This is a genomic window from Mesorhizobium sp. NZP2234, assembly GCF_013170765.1.
GTDB lineage: Bacteria > Pseudomonadota > Alphaproteobacteria > Rhizobiales > Rhizobiaceae > Mesorhizobium > Mesorhizobium loti_D.
Map to the genome: position 1 here is coordinate 19,215 of NZ_CP033364.1, position 15,372 is coordinate 34,586.

Consider the following 15,372-nt stretch of genomic DNA (forward strand, 5'->3'; position numbering starts at 1 on the left):
GTCTCAAACGGGTCATTCTCAAAAGGCTTGGGGCGGCGGTCTTTCGACCACCACCCGATACCGACAAGTCACGCGAACTCAGAGTGTCCGGGTCACCATCTCGACACGGAAGCACTCGATGATGTCGCCGACGCGCATGTCCTCGTAGTTCTGGAAGGCCATGCCGCACTCCTGGCCGCCGGGAACTTCCGAAACCTCGTCCTTGAAGCGCTTCAGCGTCTTCAGCGTGCCTTCGTGGATGACGACGTTGTCGCGGATCAGGCGTACGCCCGCGCCACGCTCGACCTTGCCTTCGGTGACACGGCAGCCGGCGATCTTGCCGACCTTGGTGATGTCGAAGATCTCGAGGATCTCGGCATTGCCGATGAAGGTCTCGCGACGCTCCGGCGACAGCAGGCCCGACAGAGCCGCCTTCACATCATCCACGAGGTTGTAGATGATCGAGTAATAGCGGATCTCGATGCCCGCGGCCGCGGCCGCGGCGCGCGCCTGCACGTTGGCGCGAACGTTGAAGCCGATGATCGCGGCACCCGAAGTCTCCGCCAGCGAGACGTCGCTTTCGGTGATGGCGCCGGCGCCGGCATGGACGATGCGCGCACGCACCTCGTCGGTGCCGAGCTTGTCCAGCGCGGCGTTGATCGCCTCGATAGAACCCTGAACGTCGCCCTTGATGACCAGCGGGAATTCCTTCAGCCCGCTCGTCTGCAGTTGCGACATCATCTGTTCGAGCGAGCCACGCTGGCCGGCATGCCTGGCCACCGCCTTCTCGCGCGCCAGACGCTGGCGATACTCGGTGATCTCGCGGGCGCGGGCCTCGTTGTTGACGACCGCGAAGCGATCGCCAGCCTGTGGCGTGCCTTGAAGGCCGAGCACCTCGACCGGCATCGCCGGCGGCGCTTCCTTGATCTGCTCGCCGCGATCGTTGACCAGAGCGCGCACCCGACCCCATTCGTTGCCGGCGACGAGGATGTCGCCCGGCATCAAGGTTCCGGTCTGTACCAGCACGGTGGCGACGGGACCACGGCCCTTGTCAAGCTGCGCCTCGATGACGACGCCCTCGGCGGTACGGTCCGGATTGGCCTTCAGGTCGAGGATTTCGGCCTGCAGCAGGATCGCCTCGAGCAGCTTGTCGAGATTGGTGCCCTTGGTCGCCGACACTTCGACGTCCAGCACTTCACCGCCCATGGATTCGACGAAGACCTCATGGCGCAGCAGTTCCGAGCGCACCTTCTGCGGATCGGCGTCATGCTTGTCGATCTTGTTGATCGCCACGATGATCGGAACGCCGGCCGCCTTGGCATGGCTGATCGATTCGATCGTCTGCGGCATCACGCTGTCGTCGGCGGCCACCACCAGGATGGCAATGTCGGTGGCCTGGGCGCCGCGGGCACGCATCGCCGTGAAGGCGGCGTGGCCGGGCGTATCGATGAAGGTGATCTTCTGACCATTCTTCTCGACCTGATAGGCACCGATATGCTGGGTGATGCCGCCGGCCTCGCCGGAGACGACATTGGCATTGCGGATCGCATCGAGCAGCGACGTCTTGCCGTGGTCGACGTGGCCCATGATGGTCACCACCGGCGGACGCGACACGAGGTCTTCCGGACGATCGGCGATGTTGAACAGGCCTTCCTCAATGTCGGACTCGGCGACGCGGCGGACCGTGTGGCCGAATTCGGTGGCGACCAGCTCGGCCGTATCGGCGTCGATCACGTCGCCCGGCTTCAGGATCTGGCCCTGCTTCATGAAGAACTTGACCACATCGACCGCACGTTCGGACATGCGCTGCGCCAGTTCCTGGATGGTGATGGTCTCGGGCAGAATCACTTCGCGCATGACTTTCTCGCGCGGCTCATTGTGCATCGCGCGCTTGAACTTCTCCTGGCGTCGACGCATCGACGACAGCGAACGAGCCCGCGCATCCTCGTCGGAAAGCGCGGAATTCAGTGTCAGCTTGCCACGGCGACGATCTTCCTCGCCCTTGGTCGGCTTGGCCGGACGCGCCACTTCGGGCGTGACCAGGCGACGTACCGGCGCACCTGCGCCCGTCCGCTTCGGCTTGACCTCTTCCTCTTCGTCGACGGTTGCCAGTTCCGCGGCCTGCGGCGCGCGGCGGCGTGCCTCTTCCTCGGCGCGACGGCGCGATTCGGCCTCGGTCTGCAACCGTGCCTCTTCCTCGGCCTGGCGGCGCGCGGATTCCTCGCGTTCCCGCTTGCGGCGCTCTTCGTCCTCGGCGCGGCGCTTGGCTTCCTCGGCGGCGCGCTGACGGTCTTCGACCTCGCGGACCTTGGACCCTTCAAGCGCCCTGCGGCGGGCTTCCATTTCACTGCGCGACAATTCGTTCAGCACCATGCCGCTGCGCTCGACCGGAGCTGGCGGCGGAGGCGGAGGCGGCGCCTTGGGCGCTTCCTGCACGACAGGCGCTGCCGCGACCGGCGGCTTCGGCGTGAAGACAGGCACAGGGGCAGCGGCAACCGGCTCCGGCTTGTCGCCGGGCAGGGAGAACTTGCGCTTCTTGGTCTCGACCACGACCGACTTGGTACGGCCATGCGAGAAGTTCTGGCGCACGGTGCCCTGTTCCATGCCGGGGCGCTTCAGCGTCAAGGTCTTCTTCGGTGTAACACTCAACGTCTTGTCGTCGCCCGATTTCGTATCGCTCATTCCATATCCTCTGCGGGCTCATCTTCGTCAGCAACGGCCGCAAGCATTGCCAGATCGTCCGGGGTACCGCCCCGATATCGGTCGAGCGCAACCATGCGCTTCTGGACCGCCTTACCCGCGTCTCCCGCGAGGACGGCAGCATGTATCACATTTGTACCCCCCAATGCCAAGCTCAACTCGGCCTCGGAGAAAAGTTTGTAGGCAAGGGTGGAAGGGCCACCGAGATGGACAGTCGCCCGTCGCGCCTGGCTGATCTTGCGCACGCCATCGTCGGATGCCTCGGTCGCGTGGAGCACGAAAAGCGCCAGCCCGCCGCGCACGGCGCTCTCAACCTTGGTGGCGCCCAGCGCGATCGCGCCTGCCTTGCGGGCGAGACCCAACATGCCCAGCGCGGATCGGGAGAGCAGCCCGTCGACCATGCCGCCAAGATCCGGCGGCACAACCACCTGTGCCTTGAAGGCGCGGGCAAAAAGGTTCTTGGCCGCCGCCTTGTCAATATGTAGGCGGTCGGCGCTCACCCAGCAACCACGGCCGGGCAGATTTCTCTTGAGATCGGGAACGACGGCCGAATCCGGGCCGACGACGAACCGGATCAGTTCATCCGGTTCGGCCTGCTTGCGGGTGACGATGCAGGTGCGATCGTTCATCTCGTCCAAGGGCGGGTTCTGTGCGATGCGGTTTCACCTCACGCACCAACGGCTTCGTCAGCCGATGCTTCCTCGGCCGCAAGCTCGTCTTCGGAAATCCAGCCGGCCTTGAGACGGGCATTGAGCACCATCTGCTCGGCGTCGGCGCGCGAAACACCGTGATTGGCCAGCACGCCCGGATAGACCTTGGTCTCGCCGTCCTTGCGTTCCTTCCAACCGGTCAGGTCGTCGGCGGCATAGCCGGCGAAATCCTCGATCGTCTTCACGCCGTCCTCGCCGAGCGTCACCATCATGGCGGTGGTGATGCCGGGGATTTCGCGCAACTCGTCCTTGACGCCCAGCGCCTTGCGCTTCTCATCATGCTCGGCCTCGATCTTTTCGAGATATTCGCGAGCACGGGTCTGGATTTCGGAAGCGGTGTCGTCGTCGAAGCCATCGATCGAGGCGATCTCGCCGGCGTCGACATAGGCGACTTCCTCGACGCTGGTGAAGCCTTCGGAGGCCAGCACCTGGCCGACCATCTCGTCGACATCGAGGGCTTCCATGAACAGCGCCGAGCGCTCGACGAATTCCTTCTGGCGGCGCTCGGATTCCTCGGCCTCGGTCAGGATATCGATATCCCAGCCGGTGAGCTGCGAGGCGAGACGCACGTTCTGGCCGCGGCGGCCGATGGCCAGCGACAGCTGATCGTCGGGAACCACCACTTCGATGCGCTCGGCGTCCTCGTCGAGCACGACCTTGGCCACTTCCGCCGGCTGTAGCGCGTTGACGATGAAGGAGGCGGCCGAGGGCGACCACGGAATGATGTCGATCTTCTCGCCCTGCAGTTCGCCGACGACGGCCTGGACGCGGCTGCCGCGCATACCGACGCAGGCGCCGACCGGATCGATCGAGCTGTCACGCGAGATAACGGCGATCTTGGCGCGAGAGCCCGGGTCGCGGGCCACCGACTTGATCTCGATGATGCCGTCATAGATTTCCGGCACTTCCATGGTGAAGAGCTTGGCCATGAACTGCGGGTGCGTGCGTGACAGGAAGATCTGCGGGCCGCGCTGCTCGCGGCGCACATCGTAGACATAGGCGCGAACGCGGTCGCCATACTTGTAGTTTTCGCGCGGGATCAGCTCGTCACGGCGGATGATGGCTTCGCCACGGCCGAGATCGACGATGACATTGCCATACTCGACGCGCTTGACGGTGCCGTTGACGATCTCGCCGATGCGGTCCTTGTATTCGTCGTACTGACGGTCACGCTCGGCCTCGCGCACCTTCTGCACGATGACCTGCTTGGCCGACTGGGCGGCAATGCGGCCGAAATCCATTGGCGGCAGCTGTTCGGCGATGAAGTCGCCGAGCTGGGCGTCGGGATTGCGCTCGCGAGCCGAGGAAATGGCGATCTGCGTGGCATAGTCGTCGACCTTTTCGACCACTTCCATCAGCCGCTGCAGCTTCATCTCGCCGGTGTTCGGGTTGATGTCGGCGCGGATGTTGGTCTCCTGGCCATAACGCGAACGCGCCGCCTTCTGGATCGCATCGGCCATGGCGGCAATGACGATCGACTTGTCGATCGACTTTTCACGCGCGACCGCGTCGGCAATCTGCAGCAGTTCAAGTCTGTTGGCGCTTACAACCATCTTATTTCTCCCGAGCTTGTTGCCGAGCTTTTACGCCCCGCCGCTCAATCATAGTTCCTGTTAGATTTCGTCTTCCGCGCCGCCTTCAACACCCTCGGGTGCGTCATCAGGCTCACCGCGGCGTTTCTTGGCTTCCTTGCGTTCCCGGTTGTCCTTCGACAACGCCTCACGGATGAGGTCGTCGGTAAGGATCAGCCGCACATCGGCGATCGCGTCATAGGGAACACGCACCGTCGGCTCCTCGCCATAGGCTGCCTTGTCGCGCTCGATCAGCACATCGTTCTCGCCGGCCTCGGCGATCTTGCCCTTGAAGCGCTTGCGATCCGCGACGATGACCGACGTTTCCATCTTCACCAGATGACCGGTCCAGGTGACGAAATCCGATTTGCGCACCAACGGCCGGTCGATACCAGGCGAAGAGACTTCGAGATGATACGCCTTTTCGATCGGATCATCGACATCGAGCGCCGGCGACACCGCGCGGCTGACCTCTTCGCAATCCTCGACAGTCATGGTGCCGTCCTCGCGCTCGGCCATGATCTGTAGCGTCAGCCCGTTCTGGCCGGACAGATGCACGCGCACGAGGCGAAAGCCGATGCCGCGCAGCACCGGTTGGACGATCAGCGCAATGCGCGCATCGATGCCGCTTTCGCGGATGATGCGGTCGTCACTTTCGCTTGCCGTTGCAGTCATCAATTACCTGTCGTTCGTTTCGAACCTATCGGCAGGTAATAAAAAAGAGCGGGACCGGGTGGACCCACTCTTCGTCATACCGACCAAGAATTTGAGCCTGATATAAACGAACACTGCTCGTATTTCAAGCCCGCCGTGGCAAACCGACGAGGTGTCACGCCGCCGCGCCAGCGTTGCGTCAGACGCATGGCCTCCATGCAGCCGCGCCTCTGTGAGCTTTGATGCCGCATCCCCATCTGTACGGCATCACAAAAATTCAAAGGGATTTCGCAGACGCGAAAGGGCACGACCATGAGCAACCGTAAGATTTTTTCCGCCATAGGCGATCTGTTCACGACATTCGGCAGCGCGGTGGCCGCGTCGCGCGCAGTGGAAGCCGGGCGCAAGCCGCGCGCTGATGATCTGCGCCAGCTTGGCATGGATCCGGCTGTCTTCAACCGCATCGGTCGTTTCTGAAAATCCGGCGGGAGGCGCCGTAGAGAAGTTCACCGCTTTGCGAAAACGGTGAACTTCTCTAGTTTTGTTTGACGCAATTCCAGACGGAAAGCCGTTATGCACTTTCCTGGAATTGCTCGAAGGCGCCTAAATCCGGATAAAGGTCAGATAGGCCGGCGGCCGGCCCTCGCGAATGGCCTTCGCTTCGTAACGGGTGCCCGGCCAACCATCGTAAGGGCGATGCCAATCCGCCGCTTCCGCTGCCTGCCATGCGAAGGCGCCGTGCGCCCGGCAGTGGAGCAAGGTCCAGTTGACATACGTATCGATGTCTGACGCGAAGCGGAACTTTGAACCCGGCTTCAGCACGCGGGCGAAACGGTCAAGATTGACCGGGCTGACGAAACGCCGCTTCCAATGCTTCTTCTTCGGCCAGGGATCGGGATAGAGAAGGTCTATGCCGTCGAGCGAGGCCGGGGGCAACCAGTCGAGCAGCCGGGTGGCATCGTCGTCGTAAACCCTGAGATTGGCCAGCGGCCTCGCCCGCACCGCCATCATCATCTTGGCCATGCCATTGACGAAGGGCTCCACACCGATGAAGCCGACCGTCGGCGTCTCGATTGCGCGATGCAGAAGATGCTCGCCGCCGCCAAAGCCGATTTCGAGCCGAACCGCCGAAATGTCAGCCTCAAACAGAGTGCGCAGATCCGATGGCGCCTCAGCCGTCAGATCGAGCCGGTAGGCGCCAAGCCCGCTTTCCAGGGCCGCCGCCTGCTGCGGGCGAACGGGCTTGCCGCGTCGACGACCGAAGAAGGCTTCGGTCGCTCGGCTTGGCCTGTCTTCAGGGCTCATCTGGCTGGCGCGGGGTCTGTCGCGGCTCAGGCCGCGACAGCATCCTTGAGCGCCTTGGCGAGATCGGTCTTCTCCCAGGAGAAAGACCCGTCTCGGCCGGCCTTGCGGCCGAAATGACCGTAGGACGACGTCTTGGCGTAGATCGGCTTGTTGAGGTCGAGATGCCGGCGGATGCCGGACGGCGACAGGTCCATCACGCTGCGCAGCGCGTCCTCGAGCTTTGCCTCGTCGACCTTGCCGGTGCCGTGCAGGTCGACATAGACCGACAGTGGCTGGGCGACGCCGATGGCGTAGGAGAGCTGGATGGTGCAACGGTCGGCAAGCTTCGCCGCCACGACATTCTTGGCCAGGTAGCGCGCCGCATAGGCAGCGGATCGGTCGACCTTGGTGGTATCCTTGCCGGAGAACGCGCCGCCGCCGTGCGGTGCCGCGCCACCATAGGTGTCGACGATGATCTTGCGGCCGGTGAGGCCGGCATCGCCGTCCGGGCCACCGATGACAAACTTGCCGGTCGGGTTGATGTACCACATGCAATCGTCGGCAATCTTGAGATCACCAAGCGCCTCGCGGATATAGGGTTCGACGACCTTGCGGACTTTCTTGGAATCCCAGGTCGCATCGAGATGCTGGGTCGACAGCACGATCTGCGTTGCCTCGGCGGCCTTGCCGTCGATGTAGCGGACGGTGACCTGGCTCTTGGCGTCGGGTCCGAGCTTGCCAGCCTCGCCGTTGTTTTCGTGACGGGCGGCGGCCAGCAGTTCGAGGATCTTGTGGCTGTAGTAGATCGGCGCCGGCATCAGGTCCGGCGTCTCGCGGCAGGCATAGCCGAACATGATGCCCTGGTCGCCGGCACCTTCCTCGCCCTGGCGGTCGGCGGCGTTGTCGACGCCCTGGCCGATGTCTGGCGACTGGCCGTGCAGGAGAACCTCGATCTTGGCTGTCTTCCAGTGGAAGCCGGCCTGCTCGTAGCCGATCTCGCGGATCGCCTTGCGGGCGACGGATTTGAACTTCGCCGGATTCACGACCGGGTGGCCCGCCGCGTCCTTGAGGATATTGCCGGCCTTGTCCTTCTTCAACAGCGTCTCGGGGACGCGCACTTCGCCGGCGATGACGACACGGTTGGTAGTCGCCAGCGTCTCGCAGGCGACACGCACTTTCCATGGGTCCATGCCGGTCTTCTTGGCTTCACGGTAAACCAGATCGACAATCTCGTCGGAGATCCGGTCACAGACCTTGTCGGGATGGCCCTCGGCAACGGACTCCGAGGTAAAGAAGTAATTCTGCCGCGTCACGGGTGTCCCCTCTTGAAAAACGATCGGCAGGCTGCCGATTTTGGCGCGCCACGTGTTAGCGGGGCAAAGCGCCGCTCGTCAAGCGTTGCCGCCATTCTGGCATGACTGTCGATGTCAATATCTTGTGCCACCGGCGGCGGATGCCGCCGGTTCGAGTCGCGTTGAGCGTCAGTCGAGGTCGTCCGCGGCGAGCGACTTCACCAGATCGATGATCCTGCGGCGTACCTTGACGTCGGCGATCTTGACAAAGGCCCGGTTGAGCTGGAGGCCTTCGGGGCTGCCGCAGAATTCCACGGCGAAAGCCATCGACGCATCCTCGGCAAAGCCACGACTGGCCGCGGGCTCCTGGCCCGGCGCGTCCTCGAAAAAGAAGGCGACGGGCACGCCGAGTATGGAGGCAATTGCCTGCAGGCGACTGGCGCCGACGCGGTTGGTGCCCTTTTCATATTTCTGGATCTGTTGAAATGTGATGCCGAGATTCTCGCCCAGCTTTTCCTGGCTCATTCCGAGCATGTTGCGCCGAAGCCGGACGCGACTTCCAACGTGGATGTCGATGGGATTGGGTTTTTTCTTGTTTTCTTCTGTCATTTTTTCCTCGCCGAATTTTTTCGGCTTTGTGATTTTTTTCCGCCCAAACAAAGCCGGGGGCGACTGCCCCAACAGAACGATCCACCAGCTTCGAGAAATTTTCAGGCGATACAGTATGAGTTTCTAATGTGTCGACTGTCAATTCACCCGTAGCCTTTGCCTTACGTTCAACAGCGCCCCCACCACCGCAAACAGCAACATGATCAGCATTCCGTTAATGCGCCGCTGGCCCGAGGAAACGACCGTCTGTCCGGAAATCGGCACCTTCACATCGATGGCGCCACGCGCGTCGATCGCCAGCGCATCGACGATGCGTCCGTATGGATCGACGACCGCCGAAATGCCGTTATTGGCAGCACGCAGCAAGGGCAATCCGTTCTCCACCGCGCGAATCTGGGCCTGTCTGAAATGCTGATACGGGCCTGGCGTGTCCCCAAACCAGGCATCATTGGTAACGTTCACAATAAGCTGCGCTGACGTAGCGTCAACTGCCACAAGATCCGGAAAGATCACCTCATAACAAATAAATGGCAGGGCTCGGATGCCACCGGGCAGCGTGATGGCGTGCCGCTCGTTGCCGGCCGCGAACGTCACCGGCCCAGCAACAAGCTGTGCGATGCCGAACCGGTTGAGCAGGTCGGCGAAAGGCAGGTATTCGCCGAACGGCACCAGATGGACTTTATCAACGGCATCGGTGATTTCGCCCTTGTCGTCGATCGCCACCACGGAATTGTAATACCGGCTGTCGGTGGCCGCGGAGCCGCCTTCCTCGCGGACGACGCCGGCGATCAGCATCTGGCCATCGGCCAGCATGTCGCCCAGCGCCGTCAACGCATCCGGACGCTCGGTGAACAGGAATGGCACCGAGGTTTCCGGCCAGAGAATGAGTTGTGGCTTGCCGTGACCAGGGTCCGGCGCCTTGGCGGACAGGCCCAGCAAGGTGGCGAAGATGCGGTCGCGCACCGAGGCGTCCCATTTTTCACTGAGGTCGACGGCAGGCTGGACGATGCGCACATCAAGGCTGCGCTGCGCCGGCTTTTCAGGAGCGGCAAGCCTGATATAGCCGAACCCGACATGGGCGGCGGCAAGCAGCACGAACAGCGCCGCGCCCAGGCGAAGATGCCGGCGCGCCGCCAGCAGCGCGGGCAGCGAAAAAAGGAACACCGCAAGCGCATTCATACCGATCATGCCGGTCACCGAGACGCTCTGCATCAAGAGAGGCACGGGCATTGCCGCGTAACCGATCGCATTCCAGGGAAAACCGGTGAACAGGAAGCCGCGCAGCCACTCCGTCAGCCCGAAGCCGAAGGCCAGGGCGGCAATGCGGCCGATATCGCTGCTCCACAGCAGCCGGGCAACCATCGTTGCGAAGCCATAGAAAAAGGCGAGCGCGAAGGGAATACCGACCACGGCGAAGGGAAGCGCCCAGGCAAAATCATCAGCCTCGACCAGCAACGCCGAGCCGATCCACCAGAGACCGGCGAGGAAATAGCCGAAACCGAACCACCAGCCGACGGAAAAGGCCGGCCGCAGGCGCCGAAACAGGCTGCCGGAGGCATCGCCGGTCGCGCCGTCAAGCAGCCAGACCAGCATCGGAAACGAGATGAAGCAGGCTGCGAAGAAATCATAGGGCGCCTGCCCAAGCACCGTCAGCGCTCCGGCAAGAAAGGCCACGAGCGCCCGCCGCCAACCCCAAAGCAGAATTATCCGGCCGGCAAGGCGCTCCATGCATACTTCCGAGTCGCGCGAATCAGGACGCAAGATTTATCAGGCCGCGGCCTGTGCTCCAAACGGCCGATCAGCCGGGATGCCTCGACCGCCGCTCAAAAGCGCGTCGCGTCGAAACGGATTCATGCGACGCGCTTCAGGTCTTTGTTTTTATGCATCTCGTTCCCCCGAAGCCGAGGTCACTTCTGGCGACGCCCATTAACGGTGCCAGCCGTCGATGCGCAAGCCACTCAACCGCTCGGCTTCTTCGCGGGAAACGGAACGGATGGGCTGGGTGAAGGTCCAGACATGACCCTCGGGATCGCGGGCCCGATACTGGCGTTCGCCGTAGAATTGATCCGTCGGCTCCTGGATTATTTCGGCGCCGCTCGCGCGCGCCTGCTCGCAATGCGCATCCAGCCCGCCCACGAGCCTGACATAGACCGACTGCGTGTTCTTGCCCGACACCGAAGCAGGACTCGCGACATAATCGCTCCATTCTGAATCGACGATGATGTAGCAATCGCCGAACCGCATCTCGGAGTGGACGAGCTTTCCCGCGGCATCGGTCACCACCATGCTGGGCTCGAAGCCGAAAGCCGCTTCTAGCCAAGCCAGCGCTGCGCGAGGATCCCTGTAGAAGACGCCGGACCCCAGACTTGCGTGCCTGAACGGGTCGTCGATCGTCATCTAGAAGCCGAACCGTTCAGGCTTGTTCGGTGCGCGCCGTGGCCCGCCGGCGGCGCTCGCCCTTCTGGCTCTGCACGATGCGCACGCGCTTGACGCGGCGCGGATCTGCATCGAGCACATGGAACTCGAAGCCCGGAATGGCCTGTACCACCTCGCCACGCGTCGGCACGCGTCCGAGCGTGTTGAAGATCATGCCGCCAATGGTATCGACATACTCGCCGTGCTCGCCGGCGGCGAAGTCCTCGCCGATCATCTTGGCGACGTCGTCGATCTCGGCCTTGCCGTCGACGATGAACACGCCGTCACCGGCCTGGGTGATCATCGGCTCGTCATCGTCATGCTCGTCCTCGATATCGCCGACGACCATCTCGACAATGTCCTCGAGCGATACAAGTCCGTCGGTGCCGCCATATTCATCGATGACCAGCGCCATCTGCGTGCGCGTCGTCTGCATGCGGCCCATCAGGTCGGAAGCAAGCATCGATGGCGGCACGAACAGAACCTGGCGGATCAGGTTGAGTTCGCCGATGGTGCGTGCAAGGTCGACCTGGGCGAGATCGAGCTGCGTGGTGGCAGGCGTCTTCCTGGTCGTACGCCCCTTCTTGACGCGCGCGAGCTTGGTGATGTGGGCCAGCACGTCGCGGATATGGACCATGCCGCGCGGGTCGTCGAGCGTCTCGGAATAGACCGGCATACGGGAATGGCCGGACTGCTCGAAGGTGCCCAAGAGGTCGCCGAGCGTCGTGGCGATCTCGACCGCCTCGATGTCGGCGCGCGGCACCATGACGTCCTCGACGCGCACCTCGCGCAGGCGCAGGATGTTGTTGAGCATGGCGCGCTCGCCGGGCGAAAAGGATTCGGCGTCGCTCGCCGTCTCGGCCAGCGCGCCGGCGATTTCCTCACGCAGGCTGGTGCCGTTGCGTTGCCTGAACAGGCCCAGAACGCGGTCGAACAGGGAGGGGCCGGCAGACGAAGACTCGCTGGCAACGCTGCCGGTGTTGGCAACACCAGTGGTAACGGTACTCGGACTTGACCCCTCTTCCGACGTATCGGAAGCCTTGGTCGCACTGCCGGCGTCGGGGCGGGCGGCAGTCTCTGGTTTGTCGTTCATCGTCGTCCGGTCAATTGTCAGATGTAGTTACGCGTAGGGATCGGGAATGGCAAGCCTTGCAAGTGCCACGCGTTCGATGGCTTCCATCTCCTCGGCCTCGGCGTCGGTCTCGTGATCATAGCCCAGCAAATGCAGCAGGCCGTGGATGACGAGATGGGTGATATGGTTCTCCAGGGGCTTGTCTTCCAGTGCCGCCTCGCGCGCCACTGTCTCGGCGGCAAGCACGATATCGCCCAACATCGGCGGCAGAGGGCCACCGGGCACGGGCGGGAAGGCCGGGAAAGACAGGACGTTGGTGGGTTTGTCCTTGCCGCGCCAGCCGGCATTGAGCGTGCGGATATGGGCGTCGTCGGAAAAAACGATGCTGAGCTCGGAACGACCGGCCACGCCGGTCTCGGCGAAAGCAGCGTCAACCGCTCGATCGACCAGCCGCGTCAGGCTTGCCTCATCGGGCCAGTCGCCCGCTTCGACCGCTATATCGATGTCGACGGGCACCGAAGGACCCCCGTCGCCGGATAAATTGTCCTCAGGCATGAGGCCGCATCGCTGAAATCAATTCTCCGCGCCCAGGCCGCGCGCCAGCTTGGCATCGCGGTCATAGGCCCTGACGATCTCCGCCACCAGCGGATGGCGAACGACGTCGACATCGTTGAAGCGCACGGTTACCGCGCCGGCCACACCGTCGAGGACACGCAAGGCCTCGACCAGGCCCGATTTGGTGCTTGGAGGAAGGTCGATCTGGGTCGGATCGCCGGTGACAATCATGCGCGAATTCTCGCCAAGACGCGTCAGGAACATCTTCATCTGCATCGGCGTGGTGTTCTGCGCCTCGTCAAGGATAACAGCGGCATGCGCCAACGTGCGGCCGCGCATGAAGGCGAGCGGCGCGATTTCGATGACTTCGGCGGCAATGGCGCGCTCGACCTTGTCGGCCGGCATCATGTCGTAGAGCGCATCGTAGAGCGGCCTCAGATAGGGATCGACCTTCTCCTTCATGTCGCCGGGCAGGAAGCCCAGCCGCTCGCCGGCCTCGACGGCCGGCCGCGACAGAATGATGCGCTCGACCATACCGCGCTCGAGCAGCATCGCCGCATGCGCCACCGCCAGATAGGTCTTGCCGGTGCCGGCCGGACCGATGCCGAACACCAGTTCCGAGCGCTCGAGCGCCCGCATATAGGCGTCCTGGTTCAACGAGCGGGCATAGATGGTCTTCTTGCGGGTGGCGATCTGGGCGGCGGAGACCTTGCCCTTGCGCTCCAGCGTCGGCAGCGTCAGCTGATCGTCGGCGGCGACCGCCATGCGCACGGCACCGTCGACATCGGACTGGCCGATATCGACGCCTTTCTGCAGAATCCCGTAGAGATTGTCCAAGGCGCGGCGCGCCTGCTCGGCGGCCGAAGCGGACCCCTTGATGGTCAGCTGGTTGCCGCGCGAGCGGATATCGACGCCGAGCTTCTGCTCGAGCCGGGCGAGGTTCTCGTCGAACTGACCGTAAAGGGCGCTGGCAAGCTTGTTGTTGTCGAAAGTCAGAACGATGTGCGCCATGTCAGAAGCCCCAGATGCCGGTACCGGGGGCAGGTTCTTCAGCTCTGCTGCGCTCAACCGTCTCTCCTCATCTGCCGAGACCATCAGGCCAATTCGGCGAACAGGCTGTTGTAGCCCGTCTTCGTGATTCGCACCTGGATAATGTCACCGATTTCGCCGGCCTTTTCATCAACAATAACGGGCTGCAGCCAAGGCGAGCGGCCGACCTTCTGACCAGCCTGGCGGCCGGGCTTCTCGATCAGCGTGTCGATGGTGGTGCCGACAAGGCTCAAGCCGAAATCCTGCTGTTGTTTGAGGAGCAGTGCCTGCAGGCGCTGCAGGCGCTCGTCCTTGATCGTTTCGGGCACATGATCAGGCATGTCGGCGCCCGGCGTACCCGGGCGCGGCGAATATTTGAACGAGAAGGCCGAAGCGTAGTTCACCTGGCGCACCAGTTCCATCGTCGCTTCGAAATCAGCTTCCGTCTCGCCGGGGAAGCCGACGATGAAGTCACCGGACAACGCGATATCGGGACGCCCGGCGCGGATGCGATCGAGCAACGCCAGATAGTCCCTGGCCGTATGCCTGCGATTCATCGATTTCAGGATGCGGTCGGAGCCCGATTGCACCGGCAGATGCAGATAAGGCATCAGCGACGGCAGGTCGCGGTGGGCCGCGATCAGTTCGTCGTCCATGTCGCGCGGATGGCTGGTGGTGTAGCGCAGCCGGGCCAGGCCCGGAATTTCAGCCAGCCGGAACAGCAGCCGGCCAAGGCCCCACTCCTCGCCGTTCTCGCCCTGGCCGTGCCAGGCATTGACGTTCTGGCCAAGCAGCGTCACCTCGCGCACGCCGGCTTCGGCCAGGCGCTCGGCTTCAGCGACGATCTGCACCACCGGCCGCGAGACTTCCGAGCCCCTGGTATAGGGCACGACGCAGAAGGTGCAGAACTTGTCGCAGCCTTCCTGCACGGTGAGGAAGGCGGTGACGCCGCGCTTGATCACCTCGGCGCGCTTGGGCTGCGGCAAGTGCTCGAATTTGTCCTCGATGGCGTAGTCGGTCTCGACGATCTTTTCGCCGCCGCGCACTCTTGCCAGCACATCGGGCAGGCGGTGATAGGTCTGCGGCCCGATTACCAGGTCGACGGCCGGCGAACGCCTGATGATTTCCGCACCCTCGGCCTGCGCCACGCAGCCGGCGACGCCGATCAGCAGTTCGCGACCGGCAATGGCGCGCTCCGCCTTCATGTCGCGGATGCGGCCGAGTTCGGAATAGACCTTTTCGGCCGCCTTCTCCCTGATATGGCAGGTGTTGAGCAGCACCAGGTCGGCCTCACCGATGGCGTCGGTCGCGGTATAGCCGTCGGCGGCCAGCGCGTCGGTCATGCGCTGGGAGTCATAGACGTTCATCTGGCAGCCATAGGTCTTGATGAAGACCTTCTTCGTTGCCATGGCGCGAGATGCCGGCTGTCCGGCCATGGTGCCGATGTCGTCGCTTTCAATCGTGTTCAAGTCCATCCGGCGGCTTCTAACGCCTTTCCGTGA

General features: G+C 63.2%; 14 protein-coding genes. 1 reads left to right on the forward strand and 13 read right to left on the reverse strand.

Annotation, left to right across the window (positions count from 1 at the left end; genetic code table 11):
- Nucleotides 1–78 precede the first annotated feature (78 nt).
- The 4 genes from infB to rimP are packed head-to-tail and all read right to left on the reverse strand — an operon-like array spanning nucleotide 79 to nucleotide 5,635.
- Nucleotides 79–2,661, reverse strand: a complete 2,583-nt coding sequence (gene infB / locus EB230_RS00095) for a translation initiation factor IF-2 (RefSeq protein WP_056569927.1) — start codon at nucleotides 2,659–2,661, stop codon at nucleotides 79–81.
- Nucleotides 2,658–3,308 carry an RNA-binding protein gene (locus tag EB230_RS00100; RefSeq protein WP_056570447.1) on the reverse strand — a complete coding sequence of 217 codons (651 nt, stop codon included), beginning with the start codon at nucleotides 3,306–3,308 and terminating at the stop codon, nucleotides 2,658–2,660. The genes infB and EB230_RS00100 overlap by 4 nt, the downstream gene beginning before the upstream one ends.
- A gap of 38 nt (nucleotides 3,309–3,346) precedes the next feature.
- A complete protein-coding gene (gene nusA / locus EB230_RS00105) occupies nucleotides 3,347–4,942 on the reverse strand; it encodes a transcription termination factor NusA (RefSeq protein WP_010913320.1) in 1,596 nt (531 codons plus the stop codon).
- 60 nt (nucleotides 4,943–5,002) lie between these two features.
- Nucleotides 5,003–5,635, reverse strand: a complete 633-nt coding sequence (gene rimP, locus EB230_RS00110) for a ribosome maturation factor RimP (protein ID WP_056569925.1) — start codon at nucleotides 5,633–5,635, stop codon at nucleotides 5,003–5,005.
- A gap of 291 nt (nucleotides 5,636–5,926) precedes the next feature.
- On the opposite strand from rimP, the gene EB230_RS00115 reads away from it, so the two are divergent.
- The gene (locus EB230_RS00115; RefSeq protein WP_081294923.1) at nucleotides 5,927–6,091 is read left to right on the forward strand and encodes a hypothetical protein; all 165 of its coding nucleotides are present in this window, start codon (nucleotides 5,927–5,929) and stop codon (nucleotides 6,089–6,091) included.
- A 126-nt stretch (nucleotides 6,092–6,217) separates the two neighbouring features.
- Here EB230_RS00115 and EB230_RS00120 read toward each other — a convergent pair whose 3' ends face one another.
- The 9 genes from EB230_RS00120 to miaB all read right to left on the reverse strand — a co-directional run bounded on the left by EB230_RS00120 (nucleotide 6,218) and on the right by miaB (nucleotide 15,306).
- Complete coding sequence (locus EB230_RS00120; protein WP_056569922.1) at nucleotides 6,218–6,919, reverse strand: tRNA (guanosine(46)-N(7))-methyltransferase TrmB; 702 nt, start codon at nucleotides 6,917–6,919, stop codon at nucleotides 6,218–6,220.
- 26 nt (nucleotides 6,920–6,945) lie between these two features.
- Nucleotides 6,946–8,211, reverse strand: a complete 1,266-nt coding sequence (gene metK, locus EB230_RS00125; protein WP_056569917.1) for a methionine adenosyltransferase — start codon at nucleotides 8,209–8,211, stop codon at nucleotides 6,946–6,948.
- Nucleotides 8,212–8,379: 168 nt separating this feature from the next.
- Nucleotides 8,380–8,799, reverse strand: a complete 420-nt coding sequence (locus tag EB230_RS00130) for a helix-turn-helix transcriptional regulator (RefSeq protein WP_056570445.1) — start codon at nucleotides 8,797–8,799, stop codon at nucleotides 8,380–8,382.
- A gap of 138 nt (nucleotides 8,800–8,937) precedes the next feature.
- Complete coding sequence (gene lnt, locus EB230_RS00135) at nucleotides 8,938–10,527, reverse strand: apolipoprotein N-acyltransferase (protein ID WP_172370974.1); 1,590 nt, start codon at nucleotides 10,525–10,527, stop codon at nucleotides 8,938–8,940.
- 198 nt (nucleotides 10,528–10,725) lie between these two features.
- A complete protein-coding gene (locus EB230_RS00140) occupies nucleotides 10,726–11,196 on the reverse strand; it encodes a VOC family protein (protein ID WP_065005399.1) in 471 nt (156 codons plus the stop codon).
- A gap of 16 nt (nucleotides 11,197–11,212) precedes the next feature.
- Nucleotides 11,213–12,307: a hemolysin family protein gene (locus tag EB230_RS00145; RefSeq protein WP_172370985.1), complete on the reverse strand. Its 1,095-nt coding sequence runs from the start codon at nucleotides 12,305–12,307 to the stop codon at nucleotides 11,213–11,215.
- A 27-nt stretch (nucleotides 12,308–12,334) separates the two neighbouring features.
- The gene (gene ybeY, locus EB230_RS00150) at nucleotides 12,335–12,841 is read right to left on the reverse strand and encodes an rRNA maturation RNase YbeY (protein ID WP_056569906.1); all 507 of its coding nucleotides are present in this window, start codon (nucleotides 12,839–12,841) and stop codon (nucleotides 12,335–12,337) included.
- A gap of 18 nt (nucleotides 12,842–12,859) precedes the next feature.
- Nucleotides 12,860–13,852 (reverse strand): PhoH family protein, encoded by a 993-nt coding sequence (locus tag EB230_RS00155; RefSeq protein WP_019863063.1) that lies wholly within the window; start codon nucleotides 13,850–13,852, stop codon nucleotides 12,860–12,862.
- Nucleotides 13,853–13,935: 83 nt separating this feature from the next.
- Nucleotides 13,936–15,306 carry a tRNA (N6-isopentenyl adenosine(37)-C2)-methylthiotransferase MiaB gene (gene miaB, locus EB230_RS00160; RefSeq protein WP_244494039.1) on the reverse strand — a complete coding sequence of 457 codons (1,371 nt, stop codon included), beginning with the start codon at nucleotides 15,304–15,306 and terminating at the stop codon, nucleotides 13,936–13,938.
- Nucleotides 15,307–15,372: the final 66 nt, after the last annotated feature.

What these genes read in the sequence shown, in the direction of transcription:
- lnt (WP_172370974.1), bottom strand. Translation starts at nt 10,527, where the DNA reads ATGGAGCGCCTTGCCGGCCGGATAATTCTGCTTTGGGGTTGGCGGCGG.
- EB230_RS00145 (WP_172370985.1), bottom strand. Translation starts at nt 12,307, where the DNA reads ATGAACGACAAACCAGAGACTGCCGCCCGCCCCGACGCCGGCAGTGCG.
- infB (WP_056569927.1), bottom strand. Translation starts at nt 2,661, where the DNA reads ATGAGCGATACGAAATCGGGCGACGACAAGACGTTGAGTGTTACACCG.
- miaB (WP_244494039.1), bottom strand. Translation starts at nt 15,306, where the DNA reads ATGGCCGGACAGCCGGCATCTCGCGCCATGGCAACGAAGAAGGTCTTC.
- ybeY (WP_056569906.1), bottom strand. Translation starts at nt 12,841, where the DNA reads ATGCCTGAGGACAATTTATCCGGCGACGGGGGTCCTTCGGTGCCCGTC.
- EB230_RS00130 (WP_056570445.1), bottom strand. Translation starts at nt 8,799, where the DNA reads ATGACAGAAGAAAACAAGAAAAAACCCAATCCCATCGACATCCACGTT.
- nusA (WP_010913320.1), bottom strand. Translation starts at nt 4,942, where the DNA reads ATGGTTGTAAGCGCCAACAGACTTGAACTGCTGCAGATTGCCGACGCG.
- EB230_RS00120 (WP_056569922.1), bottom strand. Translation starts at nt 6,919, where the DNA reads ATGAGCCCTGAAGACAGGCCAAGCCGAGCGACCGAAGCCTTCTTCGGT.
- rimP (WP_056569925.1), bottom strand. Translation starts at nt 5,635, where the DNA reads ATGACTGCAACGGCAAGCGAAAGTGACGACCGCATCATCCGCGAAAGC.
- EB230_RS00100 (WP_056570447.1), bottom strand. Translation starts at nt 3,308, where the DNA reads ATGAACGATCGCACCTGCATCGTCACCCGCAAGCAGGCCGAACCGGAT.
- EB230_RS00155 (WP_019863063.1), bottom strand. Translation starts at nt 13,852, where the DNA reads ATGGCGCACATCGTTCTGACTTTCGACAACAACAAGCTTGCCAGCGCC.
- EB230_RS00140 (WP_065005399.1), bottom strand. Translation starts at nt 11,196, where the DNA reads ATGACGATCGACGACCCGTTCAGGCACGCAAGTCTGGGGTCCGGCGTC.
- EB230_RS00115 (WP_081294923.1), top strand. Translation starts at nt 5,927, where the DNA reads ATGAGCAACCGTAAGATTTTTTCCGCCATAGGCGATCTGTTCACGACA.